We start from the raw sequence: 18,735 nt of genomic DNA, 5'->3' as shown, positions 1-18,735 counted from the left end.
CTGCCGACCGGGAATCTCCGGGGGTGCCGTCGCTGCGGTTCGGGGGGTTTCTCCCACCGGTCCACGGGCTACCAGGGTATCAGCGCCGGGACACCACGGCTTCCGGCCACTCTCCGCGCACGCGTCGACACGGACCCGCGCGCCCTCACGGGTTTCTCACCCGTTGCTCACCCGTTCGGCCGACCCGGGTTGCCGAGAGCGGCACGCAGATCATCTACGTGCGTCGTATCCTGCTCGGACACTCGCTGCCGAGCCCGGCCGGGTAAGACGGCACACCCCCGCCCGTACTCACCGGAACAACGAGAGCTCGTCAGTGCATTGAGCATGAATCGTCGTTTTGCCACACAGCCGGACGACGGCTTTGCACAACCGCTCAACGACGCAATACAACGACCCCTTGACCGCACTAGCGACAGCCCCTTCCCGGGGCGACGTGGCCGTTCGACTGGAGTTGCACGTGGCCGGGCGCATCGAAGACTACGCACTCATCGGAGACATGCAGACAGCGGCGCTGGTCTGCAGGGACGGGACAGTGGACTGGCTGTGCCTGCCCCGCTTCGACTCGCACTCCATCTTCGCCGGCCTGCTGGGCACCGAGGAGCACGGCTTCTGGCGGCTCGGCCCCGCGCACGCCTCCGACGCCGAGCCCCCCACAGCGGCCCGGCGCGGCTACCGGGGCGACTCGCTGATCCTGGAGTCCGAGTGGGACACCCCGCGCGGCACGGTCCGGGTGACCGATTTCATGCCCCCGCGTGAGGGCGCCCCCCAGCTGATCCGGATCGTGGAGGGTGTCACGGGCCGGGTCCCGATGCGCTCGGCGCTGCGGATGCGCTTCTCCTACGGCCGTGTCGTGCCCTGGGTGCACCGGCACGACGGGCGCACGGTGGCCGTGGCCGGCCCGGACTCCGTCTGGTACGACACGGAGTGCGAGACGTACGGCAAGGGGCTCACCACGTACTCGGACTTCACCGTCGCCCCGGGTGACCGGATCGCGTTCACGATCTCCTGGGAGCCCTCGCACAAGCAGCCGCCCGCGCTGCCGGAGCCGGAGCAGTCGCTCCAGGCCACCGAGGACTTCTGGCGCGAGTGGGTCGAGCACTGCACGTACCACGGCCCCTACCGCGAGGCCGTGATCCGTTCGCTGATCACGCTGAAGGCGCTGACGTACGCCCCCACCGGCGGCATCGTCGCCGCGCCGACGACCTCCCTCCCCGAGGACATCGGCGGCGTCCGCAACTGGGACTACCGCTACACCTGGCTGCGCGACGCGGCGATCACCCTGTCCTCGCTGCTGCGCACCGGCTACCGCGAGGAGGCCCGTGCCTGGCGCGAGTGGCTGCTGCGGGCCGTCGCCGGCGACCCGGACAACCTGCAGATCATGTACGGCATCGCGGGCGAGCGGGAGCTGGGCGAGGCGGAGCTGGACTGGCTGCCCGGCTACGAGAACTCCGCGCCGGTGCGCGTCGGCAACGGCGCCGCCCACCAGCTCCAGCTGGACGTGTACGGCGAGGTCACCGAGGCGCTGCACCTGGCCCACATGACGGGCCTGGCCCGCAACGACTACGCGTCCCTGCTCCAGCTGAAGCTCATCCGCTACCTGGAGAAGCACTGGCAGGAGCCGGACGAGGGCATCTGGGAGGTGCGCGGCCCGCGCCGCCACTTCGTGCACTCCAAGGTGATGGCCTGGGTCGCCGTCGACCGCACGATCAAGCTCATCGAGTCCGGCGACGCGGACGGCCCGCTGGAGCGCTGGCGCGAGCTGCGCGACGACATCCACCGGGACGTGTGCGAGAAGGGCTACGACAAGGAGCGCAACACCTTCACGCAGTCCTACGGCTCGAAGGAACTGGACGCCTCGCTGCTGCTGATCCCGCAGATGGGCTTCCTGCCGCCGGACGACAAGCGCGTGATCGGCACCATCGAGGCGATCCAGCGCGAGCTGTCCACCCCGGACGGGTTCATCCTGCGCTACCCGACCGAGGGCGACAGCGAGGGCGTCGACGGCCTGCCCGGCGACGAGGGCGCCTTCCTCGCGTGCTCGTTCTGGATGGCGGACGACCTCGCGATGATCGGCCGCGTGGACGAGGCGCGCAGGCTGTTCGAGAAGCTGCTGTCGCTGCGCAACGACCTCGGTCTGCTCGCCGAGGAGTGGGACCCGCGCCGCCAGCGCCAGGTCGGCAACTTCCCGCAGGCCTTCAGCCACGTGCCCCTGATCGACACGGCCCTGCGCCTGACCGCCTCGGGCGCGTACGGCGGCTGACCGCGGCCGGCCCCGGTCGTCGTCCGCGCGTACGACCGGGGCGGGCGGGCCCGCACGGCACGCGGCCGGTGATCCGTCGGCCGCCGCCGGAGCCGGGCGGCCGCCGGCGTCGGCCGTCGGTCACCCGCGTGTGTCGGCCGTCGGGGACGCGCGGGCACTGATCGCCACGGTCGAGGGCGGTTTCACCGACGGTCCGCGGCGGCCGAGGACCACCGGCGACGCCTGGCCGCGATGCTCAGCGGGCAGGTGGTCACCTGACGGGGACGGGAGCCGGGCCCGCCGTGGCGGCCCGGGGATGCCCTCGGCGCATGTGCGCGGGTAGCGTCCGGCTCATGGACAGCGGCATGGACAGCGGATACGACACCCAGGGCGCCGGGATCACCGTGCAGCGGGCGCTGGAGCTGCCCGGGCTGCGCAGCGGGCTGCCCGAGGTCGTGGCGGGCGGCGACCGGCTGCAGCGCACGGTGCGGTGGGTGCACGCGGGCGAGGTGCCCAACATCGCCTCGCTGCTCAAGGGCGGCGAACTGCTGCTGACCACGGGATACGGCCTGGGCACGCGCCCGGCGGAGCAGCGCGCGTTCGTGCGCACCCTGGCCGAGCGCGGCATCGCCGCCCTCGTCGTCGAGCTCGGTCCGCGCTTCACGCGGCTGCCGGCCGCCCTCGTCGACACGGCGCGGACGGCCGGCCTCCCGCTCGTCCAGCTGCACCGCGAGGTGCCCTTCGTGACGGTCACCGAGGAGATCCACACCGAGATCGTCAACGGCCACTACGCGCTGCTGCAGCGGGCCGAGGAGGTGCACCGCCGGTGCACCGAGGCGCTGCTGGGCGGCGGTGGCGTGCCGCAGGTGCTGGGCATCCTGGCCGACTTCGGCGGCAACCCGGTCTTCCTGGAGACGACGGACGGCCAGCTCCTGTACGCCGCCGGCGCCGGACCGGAGGGGGCGGATCCGCTCCAGGTGTGGGAGGGGCTGCGCAGCCAGCACAAGGAGGCGCCGCCCGCCGGTTCCGTGCTCGTGGACGTGCCCGGCGGGGGCCCCGGCACGGGGTCGGTGCGGGCGCGGCTGGTCCTGCTGCCCGTACGGGCTCCGCTCGCCCCGGTCCACCGCATGGCGGCCGAGCGGGCCGCGGGCATCCTCGCGGTGGTGCTGATGCAGGCCCGGCAGGAGGAGGAGCTGGCGGCGCGCGGGCGCGGCGACTTCCTGACCGATCTCGCCGAGGGCCGCATCACCGCCCAGGACGCGCCCGCGCAGGCCCGTGTGCTGGGTTTCAAGCCGGGCGACGGCCCGCTGCTGCCGGTCGTCATGCGGCTCGGCGACACCCTGTCCCCCGGGGGCGGCTGGGCGGTGCTGGCGCGCGCGGTCCTGGAGGAGCTGTCCTCGGTGGGGGTGCCGGTGCTGCTGGGTGTGCGGCCCGTCGAGGGCCGGGTGCTGGTGCTGCTGGGCCTGCGTTCGGAGCGGGAGCGGCCGGCGGTGGCGGACCGGGCGGCGGCGGCGCTGCGGGCCGGGGTGGAACGGGCCGGCATGCAGCGCCCGGGGGCGCAGCTCCCGGTGGTGGTCGTCGGGGTGGCCGGCGGCTGGGCGGCGGCCTCGGCGGGGCTCAGGCACGCGGCCGAGACGGCGACCGCGGCGCAGGGGCTGTCGGACCGGCCCTGGTACGACGCCCGTCGCCTGGACATCGACCTGCTGCTGTGGCGGCTGCGCGACCATCCGGACCTGGCGGCCTTCGTGGACCGCGCGATCGGTCCGCTGCGCGATCACGACAGCCGTTCCCGGCCGCCGCTGCTGCCCACCCTGGAGACGTACCTGGCGCACGCGGGCCGCAAGGCGGAGACCGCCCGTGAGCTCCACCTCAACCGGCAGACGCTCTACAACCGCCTTGCCCGCATCGGCGAGTTGCTCGGCACCGACCTCGAGGACCCGCAGACGGTACTGGCGTTGAGCCTGGCGCTGCGGGCCCGCCGGCACGTGCCCTAACGCCTCTCCGGCTGAACGAGCGGCCAGACCTGGGTCAACTCGTCGTAGATGCTGAGCACTTGAGCGACCGTCTGGTCCTCGGTGGGCCAGCTGGCCGTCTGCCGGACACCCCGCTCCGCGAGCAGCTCCCGGCGCTCGGGGTCGCCGAGCAGGCGTACGACGGTGTCGGCGAGGGCCGCCGCGTCCCCGTACGGGACGAGGTCGGCGGCGTCGCCGACGAGGTCGGGTACGCCGCCGACCGCGGTCGCGACCAGCGGCACGCGCGCGTGCAGGGCCTCCTGGGCGAGCACCGAGCGCGACTCCCACCGGCTCGTCAGCAGCGCGAGGTCGGCCGCGGCGAGCAGTTCGGCGACGTCGTCGCGCCGCCCGACGAGCCGGACCGGCAGTCGCTCGTCCTCGACCCGGCGTTGCAGGGCGGGACGCAGCGGGCCCTCGCCCGCGAGCACGACGAGCGGCACGGGGTCGAGGCCGCGCCACACGCGTGCGGCGTCCAGCAGGGTCTCGTGGCCGCCGTGCCGGTCGAGGGAGCCGGCCGCCATCAGCAACGGCCGGCCGGTGGCGCCGAGTTCGGCCCGGAGTTTGGCGCGCTGCCGGTCCGGGTCGTCGGCTTCGGCGGCCGCGCGGGGGCGCGGGCCGGGCAGCGACACGGCGGCGAGCCGCGCGTCGCGCGCTCCGGTCCGGCGCGCCTGGTCCACGAGGTCCGAGCAGGTGCCGAGCACGACGGTCGCCGCTTTCGCGACCCGGCGCTCCAGCAGGCGCAGCAGATGGGCGCGCGCGCCGTCGGCGTACGCCCGGCTGTGCCAGGTGACGACGAGCGGGGTGCGCCGGCCGCTGAGCGCGAGCGAGGCCCGGAAGGAGGCGTGCAGCCCGTGCGCGTGCACCAGGTCGGCGTCCCGGCACGCCTCCCGCAGCGCGGCGACCGCGCCCGGGTCGCTGCTGCGCGGCACGTGCACGTGTGCGGCGCCGGTGCCCGTGAAGTCGTACGCGTGATCGGCCTCGACGGGGGCGCACACCGTGACCCGCAGGCCCCGGGCGACCAGCCCCGCGGCCAGCGAGCGCACGTGCGCGCTGCTGCCGGCGTTGCCGCCGCCCAGCACCTGCACGGTGCGCAGCGGCGGCCGGCCGTGCGGTGAGTGGCTGCTCACGGGGGTCACGTGGCCGGGGCTCCTGGTTCGGCGTCGGGCGGTCACGAAGAACGTACAGAAGGATCGGACGGAGGGGTGTACCGCGCGGTTTCCTCCACGTATCCGTCAAGGATGCCAGCACGTACGGGTGTTCCGGGAACGCGGCGGGCCGGGTGACGGCGCGGCGCAAGAAGCACGTCACTCGTACGAGTGACGGAGCGCACGCCTCCGGACAGGTGTCACGCGCCGAGCGCGCGTGCCGCCCCGCTCACCCGGTCACCGTACGCCGCCGCGGCGACGAGAGCCACGGCGTACGCGAGCAGTCCGGCGCGCCCGTTGCGGGCGACGGCGGCGGTTCCCAGGGCCGCGCCCAGCGCGTGCGCCCCGGTGTCGCCGAGCATGAGCCGCTCGCCGAGGTCGTCCGGCAGCACGGCCGCGGCGGCGCCCACCGCGGCGGCGGCCGACTGCGCCCCGGGGCCCTCCCACAGCAGCCCCGGCGCCCCGAGGGCGATCACCGCCGCGGCCGCCGTGCCGGGCCGTACGTCCACGAGGTTGACGAAGTGCGCGGTCCCGGCGATCACGATCCCCGCGAGCACCTTGTCCGGAAACCGCTCCTTCAGCAGCGCCCCCGCGACCAGTCCGGCCGCGGAGATCCCGAACAACTTGACCGCTCCGCTGGTGACTTCACCGTCGCGCAGCGCCGACAGATGCGCCCGCAGCCCGCGCCGGTGGTCGCCGGCGACGTCGTCCCAGGCCCCGCAGGCACCGGCGGCGAGCACCGCGAACCCGGCGGCGGGCCGCGCCCGCCCGGCGGCGACGGCCGCCGCCAGGGCGGACGCGGGCCCGGCGTACAGCCCGACGGTCCGCCCGGCGTAGTTCGTGCGCTCCCAGAACCCGCGCCCGCCGGGCGGCTTGGCACGCAGGCCCGCGACACCGGCGCGGGTGAGGACGGCGGCGAGACAGCAGGAGGAAGCCCGGTGAGCGCGTTGGGTCATCCGGTCACCCTACGGGCGGCCCCTACCCGTCCGCCCGGGCGGTGGCCAGAAGTTCCTCGGCGTGCGCCCGCGCCGTCTGCGAGTCCTCCTGGCCGGCCAGCATCCGCGACAACTCCCGGATGCGCTCCTCCCCTTCGAGGACCTTCACCCCTGAGCGGGTGACCGACCCGTCCTGGGTCTTCTCCACCAGCAGCTGCCGGTCGGCGAAGGCGGCCACCTGCGGCAGGTGCGTGACGACCACCACCTGCGCGGTCTTCGCCAGCCGCGCCAGCCGCCGGCCGATCTCGACGGCGGCCTTGCCGCCGACGCCGGCGTCGACCTCGTCGAAGAGGTACGTCGGCACCGGATCCGTCCCCGCGAAGACCACCTCGACGGCGAGCATCACGCGGGAGAGCTCACCGCCGGACGCGCCCTTGGCGATGGGCCGCGGCGGCGCCCCCGGGTGCGGGGCGAGCAGCAGCTCCACCTCGTCGACGCCGGACGGCCCGCAGGCGACCGTGCGCCCGCCGACCTCCACGCCCTCCGGGTCCTCGGTCTGCCGGATGTCGAACGACACGCGCGCGTGGGGCATCGCGAGCGAGGCCAGCTCCGCGGTCACCGCGGCCGCGAACCGCTCCGCCGCCTCCGCCCGGGCGTCCGACAACGCCTGTGCCAGCCCGCCCAGTTCGGCCCGCAGCGCGTCCCGCTCGGCGGTCAGCTCGCCGATCCGCTCGTCGTCGCCCTCCAGCTCGGTCAGCCGCGCGGCGCCGCGCTCGGCCCACGCCAGGACGGCGGCCACGTCCGCCCCGTACTTCCGGGTCAGCCCGGTGAGCGCGGCCCGCCGCTCCTCGACGGCCGCCAGCCGCAGCGGATCGGCGTCCAGGTCGTCGGCGTAGCCCGCCAGCTCCCCGGCCACGTCGCCCAGCAGGATGCCGATCTCCCCGATCCGTCCGGCGAGCGCGGCCAGCGCCGGATCGTGCGAGCGGACGGCGTCCAGCGCCCGCTGCGCGCCCGCGACGAGCGTCGTGGCGTCGATGCCCTCGGGGTCCTCCGGGTTGCCGGCGAGGGCGGCGTGCGCGGCCGTCGCGGCGGACGACAGCGCCTCCGCGTGCCCGAGCCGCTCCGCCTCCTCCGCCAGCTCCACGTCCTCGCCGGCGCGCGGCTCGACCCCGGCGATCTCGTCGAGCCCGTAGCGCAGCATGTCCGCTTCCTGGGCCCGCTCACGCGCGCGCGTGGTGATCTCGTCGAGCTCCGCGGAGACGGCCCGCAGCCGCCGGTAGGCCTCGGTGTACTTGGCCAGCGGCACGGCGACGGCGTCCCCGGCGTACCGGTCGAGCGCCTGCCGCTGCCGGGACAGCTTCAGCAGCCCCTGCTGGTCCGTCTGCCCGTGCACGGCCACCAGCTCGTCGGCGAGCTCCGCGAGCATGCCCACCGGCACGCTGCGCCCGCCGAGGTGCGCGCGCGAGCGCCCCTCGGCGGAGACGGTACGGCTGATCAGCAGTGCGCCGTCGTCGAGCTCGGCCCCGGCCTCCTCGGCCCGCACCACGGCCGCGGCGCCCTCGGGGACGGCGATCCGCCCCTCCACGACCGCCTTCCCGGCGCCGATCCGCACCAGCGCCGGGTCCGCACGCCCGCCCAGCAGCAGACCGAGGCTGGTGACCACCATGGTCTTGCCCGCGCCCGTCTCACCGGTGACGGCCGTGAAGCCGGGCGACAGCTCGACGACCGCGTCGTCGATGACTCCGAGCGACCGTATCCGCATCTCCTCAAGCACGCACCCGACCATACGAGGTTTCGCGCATGGTGTGCGACGCCGCCCCGCCCATCCGGCGTCCCGCGGGCCGTGACCACCGAAGGTTTCACTCATCGAACGAGCGTTCCCTACCGGAGGGGCGGTCGGGCAGCGCCCCGAAGGGGCGTGCGGAACCGCGCGACCGGCCACCACGGCGCCGCAGCCGGCCGACGGCACAACGCGTCAGAAACACGCGACGCGGCAGTACGCGGCGGAACGCGGCACATCCGGCGGAGCGCTAGTGGGGCGCTCCCCGCCACCCCGAGACCGGCAGCGCGAACTTCGCCACCAGCCGGTCGGTGAACGACGCGTGGTGCAGCCGGGCCAGCCGTACCGGCACGGCTCCCCGCCGCACCTCCACCCGCGCCCCCGGCGGCAGCTCCACCGTGCGCCGCCCGTCGCACCACAGCACGCCCGGCGGGATGTGCGGCAGCACCTCCACCGCGAGCACCGAGTCCGGCGAGGTCACCAGCGGCTTGGCGAACAGCGCGTGCGCGCTGATCGGCACCATCAGCAGCGCCTCCACCTCGGGCCACACCACGGGCCCGCCCGCGGAGAACGCGTACGCCGTCGACCCGGTCGGCGTCGACAGCACGATGCCGTCGCAGCCGAACCCCGTCACCGGCCGCCCGTCGATCTCCAGCACGACCTCGAGCAGCTTCTCGGCGGACACCTTCTGCACGGCGGCCTCGTTCAGCGCCCAGTCGGTGTGCACGATGTCGCCGTTGCGGTGGACGACGACGTCGATGGTCATCCGCTCCTCGACCTCGTACGAGCGGGTCACCACCCGGTCGACGACCTTGTCGAGGTCGTCCCGCTCGGCCTCGGCCAGGAACCCGACCCGCCCGAGGTTGACGCCGAGCATCGGCACCCCTGAGGCGCGGGCGAACTCGGCGCCGCGCAGCAGCGTCCCGTCACCGCCGAGCACGATGAGCAGCTCGCACCCGTCGAGGCACTGCGGGGTCGCCTCCTTGACCAGCTCCACCTGGTCCGGCAGCGGCAGATCGCGCGCCTCGTACTCCAGGACGCGCACGCCGATGCCCTCGCGCAGCAGCCCCTTGACCACGAGTTCGGCGCTGCGGATGGCCGCGGGCCGCCCGGTGTGGGCGAGCAGGAAAACAGTACGAGCTCGGTTCTGTGTCAACGCGGCCCCTCCGCCACTGCACGGTCAACGTCGGCCGGGTCCAGCTCGGGTGCACCGGACCGCAGCCAGAGAAAGTACTCGACATTCCCCGACGGCCCGGGCAGCGGACTTGCGGTGACGCCCCGCACTCCGAGCCCGAGCTCCCACGCCTTCTCGGCCACGCCCCGCACGGCCTCCGCCCGCAGCTGCGGGCTGCGCACGACTCCCCCGCTGCCGAGCCGTTCCTTGCCCACCTCGAACTGCGGCTTCACCATCATCACCAAGTCGGCGTCCGGCCTCGCGCACCGCACCAGGGCGGGCAGCACCAGGCCGAGCGGGATGAAGGACAGATCCCCCACGACAAGATCCACAGGCTCCCCATCGATCGCTTCGAGCGTCAATTCGCGTACGTTCGTACGGTCCTTGACGGTGACGCGTTCATCGCTCTGCAGAGTCCAGGCGAGTTGTCCGTATCCGACGTCGACGGCGACGACGTGCGCGGCTCCCGCCCGCAGCAGCACGTCGGTGAAACCTCCGGTGGACGCGCCGGCGTCCAGCGCCCGCCGCCCCTCGACGGCCAGCCCCCGCGGCACGAACACCTGCAGCGCGCCGGCGAGCTTGTGGCCGCCGCGGGAGACGTAGTCGGGGTCGGCGTCGTCGGCGGCGACGACGATGGCGGCCGCGGTCTCCACCTGGGTGGCGGGCTTGGTCGCGACGGTCCTGCCGACGGTGACGCGCCCGGCCGTGATCAGCTGGCTGGCATGCTCACGCGAGCGCGCGAGCTTGCGGCGGACCAGCTCCGCGTCGAGGCGGCGGCGTGCGACTCCTGCCACGGTGGGTTCAGCTCCTGTTCCCGTACGACGATCGAAAAGTGTGAAGAAGGTGGGACCCGTAGGGTCTCATTACGGGGCGGTGGCCGGGCGAGGGGTGGGGGTCGGGTGACCGGTGGGGGTCGGGTGACCGGTGGGGGTCGGGTGACCGGTGGGGGCCGGTGGTCCCGGGCGGGCGTCGAGCGCGGTGAGCGCGTCGCGCAGCCCGCGGTGCACATCCTCGTACACCTCCACATGTCCGTCCGTCGGCAGGTGGTCTGCGTCGGCCAGCCGTTCCAGCCGGGCGTCGACCTCGGCGTCGCCGGTCGGGGTGCGGGGCACGTTCAGGGGCGCCGGGGCGGCGGGGTCGTCCCCGGGCCCGCCCGGGGTGTCGGCCCGGCCCTCGGCCTCCCGCGCCGTAATCTCCCTCTCCGCGGCTGTGTCGCTCATGCCCAGACGCTACCGCGAAGCCCTGCGGTACGGTCGATGCCGATGGCCACGATCGAGGAGTGCCGTGCCGCACTCGAGAAGCTCTCCGACAACATGCAGCACGCCGAGGGTGACGTCCGCTCGGCCACGGCCATGGAACGGTCGGTCAGCTGCCACATAACCGACCTGGACGTCACCTTCGCCGGCCGGCTCACCGGCGGCCGGATCGAGGTGCGTGACACCCTGGCGGGGCCGCCGCGCGAGCGGGCCGAGATACGGCTGAGCATGACCGGCGACGACCTGGTCGCGATGGTCGACGGCGAACTGCACTTCGCCAGGGCCTGGGGCGCGGGCCGGGTGAAGCTGGACGCCGGCCTGCGCGACCTGTTCCGCCTCAGGAAGCTGCTGTAGCCGAGGCCCACCGCCCACGGCTCCGGGCACGGGCCCGGCTCGGGACACGTCCGCGGCCAGGGACACGGCCGCGGCTCGGGACACGTCCGTGGCTCCGGGCCCGGTCTCAGCTCCCATGCCCCGTCTCAGCTCCCGTGCCCCGTCTCGGCTCCCGCACCCCGTCCGCGGCTCTGAGGCCCGTTCTCAGCTTCTGGTCCGCTCCTGGCCGGGGTCCCGGCGGGGTCCCCGGCCGGGACGGCCGCCACCGCACGCGTGCGTGCCCTCCGCGCCGCCGGCACCACCAGCGGCGTCCCCGTCTCCGGGTCGTCGATGACCTGGCAGCGCAGCCCGAAGACCGCCTCGACCAGCCCGGCGGTGACGACGTCCCGCGGCGCGCCCTCGGCGACGACCCGCCCGTCGCGCAGGGCGACGAGATGGGTGCCGTACCGGGCGGCGTGGTTGAGGTCGTGCAGCACGGCGACCAGGGTGCAGCCCTGTTCCTCGTGGAGTTCGGCGCACAGGTCGAGGACGTCGATCTGGTGCTGGATGTCCAGGTAGGTCGTCGGCTCGTCGAGCAGCAGCAGCGGGGTCTGCTGGGCGAGCGCCATGGCGATCCACACGCGCTGCCGCTGCCCTCCGGAGAGCTCGTCGACGTACCGGTCGGCGAGTTCGGCGACCCCGGTCCGCGCCATGGACTCGCGGACGACCCGCTCGTCCTCGGCCGACCACTGGCGCAGGATGCCCTGGTGCGGGTAGCGGCCCCGGCCGACCAGGTCGCCGACGGTGATCCCGTCGGGCGCGATCGACGACTGCGGCAGCAGGCCGAGGGTCCGCGCGACCTGCTTCGCCGGCATCGACTGGATGACCTGCCCGTCCAGCAGCACCCGGCCCTGGCTGGGCCTCAGCATCCGCGACAGGGCGCGCAGCAGCGTGGACTTGCCGCACGCGTTCGGGCCGACGATGACGGTGAAGGAGTGGTCGGGGATCTCCACCGAGAGCTGCTCGGCGATGACGCGCTGGTCGTAGGCGAGGGTGACGTCCTGCGCGGACAGGCGGTTCACGGTGCTCCTTCGGATGGTGTCGTACGCCGGGCCGGTCATATCCGGCCCGCCCTGCGCTCGCTGACGAGGAGCCACAGCAGGTAGGCCCCGCCCAGGACGCCGGTGACCACGCCCACCGGCAGCCGGTCGGCGCCGAAGACCCGCTGCGCGGCCCAGTCGGCGGTGACCAGGAGGGTGGCGCCCATGCACAGGGACGGCAGCAGGTTCGGGCCCGGTGACCGGGTCAGCCGCCGGGCGAGCTGCGGCGCGGTCAGCGCGACGAAGGCGACGGGGCCGGCCGCGGCGGTGGCGGTCGCGGTGAGCAGGACGGCGGCCACCAGCAGCAGCGCCCGGACGCGCTCCACGCGCACGCCGAGGGCGTTCGCCACGTCGTCGCCCATCTCCATCATCCGCAGCCCGCGCGCGCCCGCGAGCACGAGCGGCACCAGCACGGCGCACACCGCGAGCAGCGGCCGGACCTGGTCCCAGTCGCGGCCGTCGAGGGAACCGGTCATCCAGACCACCGCGCGGGCCGCGTCGACGATGTCGGAGACGGTCAGCAGGTAGCCGTTGACCGCGGTGACGACGGCGGACACGCCGACGCCGACCAGGACCAGCCGGTAGCCATGCACGCCGCGCTTCCAGGCGAGCAGGTGGAGGGCGAGCCCGGTGGCCAGTCCGCCCACCAGCGCGCCCAGGGTGACCTGGGCCGCGCTCCCGGAGAACAGCACGATCACCGTGAGCGCCCCGGCCGTCGCCCCCTGCCCGAGCCCGAGCACGTCCGGGCTGCCCAGCGGGTTGCGGGTGACGGCCTGGAACAGCGCGCCGCCGAGCCCGAGCGAGGCGCCGACCAGCAGCCCGACGAGGACCCGCGGCAGCCGTAGTTCGTTGACGATGAACTCCTGCCCCGCGCTGCCGTTCCCCAGCAGCGTCTTCAGCACGTCGCCGGCCGGGATCGGGAAGTCGCCGGTGCCGATCAGCGCGACGCCCGCGGTGAGCGCGGCGAGCAGCAGCAGGACGACGACGGTGACGGCGCGGACGTCCAGGCGCAGCGAGATCCCGCCCGGAGCCCTCAGCACACGGTTGGTCTTCACAGTTGCGCCGTCCTGCGCCGTCGTACCAGGAGGATGAAGACCGGGCCGCCGACGATCGCGGTGACGACGCCGACCTGGAGTTCCGAGGGCCGGGCCACGACGCGGCCGACGACGTCGGAGCCGAGCAGCAGCACGGGCGAGAGGACCGCCGCGTACGGCAGGATCCAGCGCAGGTCGGGTCCGGTGAAGGACCGCACGACGTGCGGGACCATCAGTCCGACGAACACGATCGGCCCGCACGCGGCGGTCGCCGCCCCGCACAGCACGGTGGCGGCGAGCATGGCCAGCGCCCGGGTGCGGTCGACGTCGGCGCCGAGGGCCTTCGCGGTGTCGTCGCCCATGGCCAGCGCGTTGAGCGGGCGGGCGAGCACGAGGGCGAGGAGCGTTCCGGCCGCGAGGAACGGCAGCACCTGAAGGATGGTCGAGTCCGTCGCGGAGGACAGCGAACCCACCGTCCAGAAACGCATCGTGCCCAGCGCCGCCTGGTCCATGATCATCACGGCCTGGAGGTAGCCGTAGAGGGCGGCGCTGATCGCGGTGCCGGCCAGCGCGAGCCGCACCGGAGTGGCGCCCCGGCTGCCGCCCAGGAACCACACCAGCGCCCCGACCGCGGCCGCGCCGAGGAAGGCGAACCACACATAGCCGGTCAGCGAGGTGACACCGAGATATGTCATGGCAGTGACGACCGCGGCGGAGGCGCCGGCGTTGATGCCGAGCAGTCCGGGATCGGCCAGCGGGTTGCGGGTGAGCGCCTGCAGCACGGCCCCGGACAGGCCGAGCGCGGCGCCCGCCAGCAGCCCGAGGAGGGTCCGCGACAGCCGCTCGTCCACGACGACGTCGCCGTACGTCCCCGTGTCCTGGAACAGGCCGTGCCAGACCTGATCCGGGCTCAGCTCCTTCGCGCCGATGGCGATGCTCGCCAGTGCGACGAGCACCAGGACCGCCGCTGACACGAGCAGCCCGAGGGTGCGTACCGCCCGGCGGGCGGGGGGCGCGGGGGCGGTGTCCGCGCGCTGTTCGGGAGGACCGTCGACCAACACGCAGTTAGGTTAGCCTACCCTCACACCCACTTCACGCGGCCTCCGCTCTCCGCTCTCCGCCTCCACGTCAGGCGCCGGCGCGGCGTCGGCGTCGGCTCACAGCCCCAGCCGGGCCAGCGCCTTCCCCGGGTCGAGCGTGCACACGCCGTCCCCGGCCGCCGTCCAGGCCGCGGCGCACAGGGCACGCAGCCCGTCCAGGGCCTCGCCGTCGCCGTCCAGTTCCAGCTCCGTGCCCGCGGTCGCCGTCCAGCCGCCGCAGCGGAACCCGTCGCCCGCCTGCGTGACCTCCGGCTGCCCGGTGAGCATCCCGCGCAGGTCCGCGTCGACGTACGTCGGCCGGTGCTGCGGCGGCGCGGCCAGGAGCCGCGCGCCGTCGGTCACGCCCGTCAGGACGAGCAGCGAGTCGACCTCTCCGTTGAACGCGCCCTCGATGTCCGTGTCCAGGCGGTCCCCGACCACCAGCGGCCGCTCGGCGCCGGTGCGCAGGATGGTCTCCCGGTGCATCGGAGGCAGCGGCTTGCCCGCGACCTGCGGCTCGGCGCCGGTCGCTATCCGCACGACCTCCACCGCGGCCCCGTTGCCCGGAGCGATCCCGCGTGCGCCCGGAATGGTCAGGTCGGTGTTGGAGGCGTACCAGGGCACCCCGCGCGCGATGGCGTAGCAGGCCTCCGCGAAACGCCCCCACGGCAACTCGGGCCCCCCGTAGCCCTGTACGACCGCGACCGGATCGTCGTCCGCCGACTCGACCGGCTCGAGCCCCCGCTCCCGCAGGGCGACCCGCAGCCCGTCCCCGCCGATCACCAGCACCCGCGCCCCCGACGGCACCTGATCACTGATCAGCCGGGCGACCGCCTGGGCGGAGGTGATGACGTCGTCGGCGCCGGTCGGTATCCCCAGCTCGGTCAGGTGGTCCGCCACCGTGTCGGGGGTGCGCAGCGCGTTGTTGGTGACGTACGCCAGATGCATCCCGCCCGCGCGGGCCGCGGCCAGCGACTCGACGGCGTGCGCGATCGCGTTCCCGCCCGCGTACACCACTCCGTCCAGGTCGAGCAGCGCCGTGTCGTACGCCTCGCTCAGGGCCTGCCCACTGGCCTCGGGCCTCGTCCTGACGCTCTGGCTCATTCCACATCGCTCCTCGTTCGCTCGCTTTCCCCCGATCATCCCGCATGCCACCGACACACGTACGATGCCGGGATGAACACTGCAGGTCACTCGGAAGCAATGGTGCCCCGAGGCCTCGAACTCACCCCGTTCAGAGGCCTGCGGTACGACCCCGACCGGGTCGGCAGCCTGGCAGCCGTGACGTCCCCTCCCTACGACGTCGTGGTCCGCCCCGACGGCCTGCACCATCTCCAGGACGCGGACCCGCACAACATCGTCCGCCTGATCCTTCCGCAGGCCACCACCCCCGACGCCCGCAACGAGCAGGCCGCCGACACCCTGCGCCGCTGGCTCGCCGAAGGCGTCCTGACCACCGACCCCGAACCCGGCCTCTACGTCTACGAGCAACGGGACGGCAACGGCATGCTGCAGCGGGGGGTCATCGGCGCCCTGCGCGTGTCAGAACCGGCGGAGGGCGTGGTCCTGCCGCACGAGGACGTGATGCCGCACGTGGTCGCGGACCGCGCGGCCCTGATGCGGGCCACCTCCGCGAACCTCGAACCGCTCCTGCTGACCTACCGCGGCGACGACGCGGCCGCGGACACCACGAGGCTCGTCGAGCGCACCGCACAGCAGCCCCCGCTGCTCGCCACCACCACGGAGGACGGCTTCGCGCACCGCCTCTGGTCGGTCACCGATCCCGCCGAGGTGGCCCGCGTCCAGTCCGACCTGGCCGGGCACCAGGCCCTCATCGCCGACGGCCACCACCGCTGGGCGACGTACCGTCGTCTACGCGCGGAGCATCCCTCTCCCAGCCCCTGGGACTACGGCCTCGTCCTCTTGGTCGACACGGCCCGCTACCCGCTCCGGGTCCGCGCGATCCACCGCCTGCTGCACCACCTGCCGGTCCCCGACGCGCTCGCCGCCCTCGACGGCCTGCTCCGCGTACGGCACCTGGACGTGTCCCTGCCGCAGGCCCTGGACGCCCTCGCCGACGCGGCCCGCGAGGGGAACGCGTTCCTGCTCGCCGGCGACGGCTCCTTCCACCTCGTCGACCGCCCGGACCCCGGCCTCCTAGCCCGTACGGTCCCCGCCGACCGCCCCGCCGCCTGGCGCACCCTGGACGCCACGGTCCTGCACGCCGCCCTCCTCGACCACGTCTGGCACATCCCCGGGGACTCCCCGGCCCGCGTCGCCTACATCCACGACGCGGCGGCCACGGTGGAGAAGGCCGAACGCGACGGCGGGACGGCCGTCCTGATGCACCCGGTCCGCGAGGAGGTCGTCCGCGATCTGGCCCGCCAAGGCGTGACGATGCCCCGGAAGTCGACGTCCTTCGGCCCGAAGCCCGCGTCGGGTCTGGTGCTGCGCGCGCTGGAGTTCTGACGGGGTCGACGGGGTCGACGAGACCTGAAACGGCGGAGGGCGGGATCCCTACGGGGTCCCGCCCTCCTTTCACGCGCGGACGCCGACGGGCGTCAGTCGTCGTCGCCGTCCTCTTCCGAGGCCGCCTTCGGAGCGTCTTCCGCGCCCGTTCCCTCGCCCTGCGTCCCGCTGTCGCCCTCGGTCTCGTCGAGGGCGTCGACGAACTCGACCCCGTCCAGCTCGGCGAGCCGGTCGGAGGCGTCCGTGCTGCCGTCCCGGTCGGCCTCGACGGCCTTGGCGAACCACTCCCGCGCCTCGCCCTCCCGGCCGACGGCGAGCAGCGCGTCCGCGTACGCGTACCGCAACCGCGCGGTCCACGGCTGCACGGAGTTGGAGGCGAGCTCGGGGCTCTGCAGCGTCACTATGGCCGCGTCCAGCTGTCCGAGGTCACGCCGGGCACCGGCCGCGACGAGCCGCATCTCGACCTGGCCGGCCTTGTCGAGCTTGTTCACCTCGGGGGCGCCGGCCATGTCCAGCGCCTTCTCCGGCCGCCCGAGCCCGCGTTCGCAGTCGGCCATGACCGGCCACAGGTCCACGGAACCGGTCATCCGCCGCGCGGCCCGGAACTCGGCGAGCGCCTCGCCGTACTTCTGGTTCGCGTAAGCGGCGAATCCGGCGGCCTCGCGGACGGCGGCCACGCGGGAGGCGAGCCGCAGCGCCACCCTGGAGTAGCCGTAGGCGCCCTCGGGGTCCTCGTCGATGAGCCGCGCGACCATCACCAGGTTCCTGGCCACGTCGTCCGCGAGCGTCTTGGGCAGGCTCTGCAGCTCCTGCCGTACGTCCTTGTCGATCTCGTCGCCGGTGACGTCCTCGGGGATGGGCAGCCGCTTGATCGGCTCCCGGTCGCGGTCACGGCTCCGGTCGTCCTGGAAGCGGCCGCCGCCACGCCGGTCGTCGCGTCGGTCGTCACGGCCCCGGAAGCCACCGGGACGGCCACCGCGGTCATCCCGCCGGGGCCCACGGGCGCCACGGTCGTCACGGCCCCGGAAGCCTCCGCGCTCGCCGGCCCGGCTGTCATCCCGCCGGAAGCCGCCGCGGTCCCCGCCGCGACCCTCATCGCGCCGCTCGTCCCGCCGGAAGCCACCCCGGTCCCCGCGGTCGTCACGGCGGTCGTCACGGCGGTCGTCACGGCGGAAGCCGCGATCGCGGTCGTCGCGACGGAAGGGGGGACGGTCACCACGGTCATCACGACGCGGACCGCGGTCACGGTCGTCACGCCGGCCGAAGCCACCGCGGTCGCCCTCGCGCCGGTCGTCACGGCGCTCGTCACGACGGAAGCCGCCGCGGTCACCGCGGTCATCGCCCCGCCGGTCGTCACGGCGCCCGTAACCACCGCGGTCGTCGTCCCGGCGCTCGCGACGCTCACCGCGGTCGTCACGACGGAACGACGGACGGTCCCCCCGGTCACCACGGTCATCGCGCCGGAAGGAAGGACGCTCACCGCGGTCGTCGCGACGCGGTCCCTGGTCACGGTCGTCACGACGGTAGGAGGGACGGTCCCCCCGGTCACCACGGTCGTCACGACGGAACGAAGGACGTTCACCGCGGTCACCACGGTCGTCACGACGGTAGGAGGGACGGTCCCCCCGGTCACTACGGTCGTCGCGCCGGAAGGAAGGACGTTCACCGCGGTCACTACGGTCGTCACGACGGAACGAAGGACGGTCTCCCCGGTCACCACGGTCGTCACGTCGGAAGGAAGGACGCTCACCGCGGTCGTCGCGACGCGGTCCCTGGTCACGGTCGTCACGACGGAAAGTGGGACGGTCGTCGCGGCGTCCGTAGCCGGCGCGGTCATTGTCGCGATCGCGTCGGTCGTCCCGACGGAAGCCACCCCGGTCCCCGCGGTAACCACCGCGGTCGTTACGGTCTCCGCGGTCCCGACTGTCCCGTCGACGTGGGTCGCGCTCCGGTCGATCGTCGGGAGAGTTGGTGGACATCGGTGACTCCTGTCTTCGGTACTGCAAGTCATTCTCGCGCTGCCGGAGTACCCGGCGCGCTCGGGAAAAAGAAAAGGACCCCTGGTCCCAGCTGAACGCTGGTGACCAGGGGTCCTTCCAAAGATTGTTCGGCGGCGTCCTACTCTCCCACAGGGTCCCCCCTGCAGTACCATCGGCGCTGTAAGGCTTAGCTTCCGGGTTCGGAATGTAACCGGGCGTTT

General features: G+C 74.1%; 15 protein-coding genes, 1 rRNA gene and 1 pseudogene. 4 read left to right on the top strand and 13 right to left on the bottom strand.

Going from position 1 to position 18,735, the window contains the following annotated elements; all coding sequences use genetic code 11:
* Nucleotides 1-457: 457 nt before the first annotated feature.
* On the top strand, nucleotides 458-2,260 hold the full coding sequence (locus tag ACH4ZX_RS09870) for a glycoside hydrolase family 15 protein (protein WP_398270251.1): 1,803 nt from the start codon (nucleotides 458-460) through the stop codon (nucleotides 2,258-2,260).
* Nucleotides 2,261-2,592: 332 nt separating this feature from the next.
* Nucleotides 2,593-4,233: a PucR family transcriptional regulator gene (locus tag ACH4ZX_RS09865; RefSeq protein WP_398270248.1), complete on the top strand. Its 1,641-nt coding sequence runs from the start codon at nucleotides 2,593-2,595 to the stop codon at nucleotides 4,231-4,233.
* On the opposite strand, the gene ACH4ZX_RS09860 is transcribed toward ACH4ZX_RS09865, so the two are convergent.
* The 6 genes from ACH4ZX_RS09860 to ACH4ZX_RS09835 all read right to left on the bottom strand — a co-directional run bounded on the left by ACH4ZX_RS09860 (nucleotide 4,230) and on the right by ACH4ZX_RS09835 (nucleotide 10,505).
* On the bottom strand, nucleotides 4,230-5,387 hold the full coding sequence (locus ACH4ZX_RS09860; RefSeq protein ID WP_398270245.1) for a glycosyltransferase family 4 protein: 1,158 nt from the start codon (nucleotides 5,385-5,387) through the stop codon (nucleotides 4,230-4,232). The two genes, ACH4ZX_RS09865 and ACH4ZX_RS09860, sit on opposite strands and share 4 nt — an antisense overlap.
* A 209-nt stretch (nucleotides 5,388-5,596) precedes the next feature.
* Complete coding sequence (locus ACH4ZX_RS09855) at nucleotides 5,597-6,352, bottom strand: hypothetical protein (RefSeq protein WP_398270242.1); 756 nt, start codon at nucleotides 6,350-6,352, stop codon at nucleotides 5,597-5,599.
* Between the two features lie 22 nt (nucleotides 6,353-6,374).
* Nucleotides 6,375-8,117: a DNA repair protein RecN gene (gene recN, locus ACH4ZX_RS09850; protein WP_398270239.1), complete on the bottom strand. Its 1,743-nt coding sequence runs from the start codon at nucleotides 8,115-8,117 to the stop codon at nucleotides 6,375-6,377.
* A 244-nt stretch (nucleotides 8,118-8,361) separates the two neighbouring features.
* A complete protein-coding gene (locus tag ACH4ZX_RS09845; RefSeq protein ID WP_360755932.1) occupies nucleotides 8,362-9,267 on the bottom strand; it encodes an NAD kinase in 906 nt (301 codons plus the stop codon).
* Entirely contained in the window at nucleotides 9,264-10,079 is an 816-nt protein-coding gene (locus tag ACH4ZX_RS09840; RefSeq protein WP_398270236.1) for a TlyA family RNA methyltransferase, read from the bottom strand. Before ACH4ZX_RS09840 ends, ACH4ZX_RS09845 begins: the two co-directional genes overlap by 4 nt.
* Before the next feature lie 69 nt (nucleotides 10,080-10,148).
* A complete protein-coding gene (locus tag ACH4ZX_RS09835) occupies nucleotides 10,149-10,505 on the bottom strand; it encodes a hypothetical protein (RefSeq protein WP_398270233.1) in 357 nt (118 codons plus the stop codon).
* Between the two features lie 42 nt (nucleotides 10,506-10,547).
* Between ACH4ZX_RS09835 and ACH4ZX_RS09830 the strand changes: the two genes are divergently transcribed.
* Entirely contained in the window at nucleotides 10,548-10,895 is a 348-nt protein-coding gene (locus ACH4ZX_RS09830) for a sterol-binding protein (RefSeq protein ID WP_360755940.1), read from the top strand.
* A gap of 125 nt (nucleotides 10,896-11,020) precedes the next feature.
* Here ACH4ZX_RS09830 and ACH4ZX_RS09825 read toward each other — a convergent pair whose 3' ends face one another.
* The 4 genes from ACH4ZX_RS09825 to ACH4ZX_RS09810 all read right to left on the bottom strand — a co-directional run bounded on the left by ACH4ZX_RS09825 (nucleotide 11,021) and on the right by ACH4ZX_RS09810 (nucleotide 15,170).
* Nucleotides 11,021-11,974 carry an ABC transporter ATP-binding protein gene (locus ACH4ZX_RS09825; protein WP_398270229.1) on the bottom strand — a complete coding sequence of 318 codons (954 nt, stop codon included), beginning with the start codon at nucleotides 11,972-11,974 and terminating at the stop codon, nucleotides 11,021-11,023.
* Nucleotides 11,971-13,008, bottom strand: a complete 1,038-nt coding sequence (locus ACH4ZX_RS09820; protein WP_398270226.1) for a FecCD family ABC transporter permease — start codon at nucleotides 13,006-13,008, stop codon at nucleotides 11,971-11,973. Before ACH4ZX_RS09820 ends, ACH4ZX_RS09825 begins: the two co-directional genes overlap by 4 nt.
* A complete protein-coding gene (locus tag ACH4ZX_RS09815; protein ID WP_398270223.1) occupies nucleotides 13,005-14,048 on the bottom strand; it encodes a FecCD family ABC transporter permease in 1,044 nt (347 codons plus the stop codon). The genes ACH4ZX_RS09820 and ACH4ZX_RS09815 overlap by 4 nt, the downstream gene beginning before the upstream one ends.
* A 96-nt stretch (nucleotides 14,049-14,144) precedes the next feature.
* Nucleotides 14,145-15,170: an HAD hydrolase-like protein gene (locus ACH4ZX_RS09810; RefSeq protein WP_398270220.1), complete on the bottom strand. Its 1,026-nt coding sequence runs from the start codon at nucleotides 15,168-15,170 to the stop codon at nucleotides 14,145-14,147.
* Nucleotides 15,171-15,242: 72 nt separating this feature from the next.
* On the opposite strand from ACH4ZX_RS09810, the gene ACH4ZX_RS09805 reads away from it, so the two are divergent.
* Nucleotides 15,243-16,535: a DUF1015 domain-containing protein gene (locus ACH4ZX_RS09805; protein ID WP_398270217.1), complete on the top strand. Its 1,293-nt coding sequence runs from the start codon at nucleotides 15,243-15,245 to the stop codon at nucleotides 16,533-16,535.
* Between the two features lie 92 nt (nucleotides 16,536-16,627).
* Here ACH4ZX_RS09805 and ACH4ZX_RS09800 read toward each other — a convergent pair whose 3' ends face one another.
* The 3 genes and pseudogenes from ACH4ZX_RS09800 to rrf all read right to left on the bottom strand — a co-directional run.
* The gene (locus ACH4ZX_RS09800; protein WP_398270724.1) at nucleotides 16,628-17,398 is read right to left on the bottom strand and encodes a hypothetical protein; all 771 of its coding nucleotides are present in this window, start codon (nucleotides 17,396-17,398) and stop codon (nucleotides 16,628-16,630) included.
* Between the two features lie 27 nt (nucleotides 17,399-17,425).
* A pseudogene (locus ACH4ZX_RS09795) lies at nucleotides 17,426-18,514 on the bottom strand (hypothetical protein); the annotation flags it as partial.
* 126 nt (nucleotides 18,515-18,640) lie between these two features.
* Nucleotides 18,641-18,735: ribosomal RNA gene (rrf, locus tag ACH4ZX_RS09790) — 5S ribosomal RNA — on the bottom strand; the annotation flags it as partial.

Origin of the sequence: Streptomyces sp. NPDC020490 (genome assembly GCF_044335305.1) — a bacterium.
Classification (GTDB): Bacteria; Actinomycetota; Actinomycetes; order Streptomycetales; family Streptomycetaceae; genus Streptomyces.
This window is presented reverse-complemented; position numbering and strand designations above follow the sequence as displayed.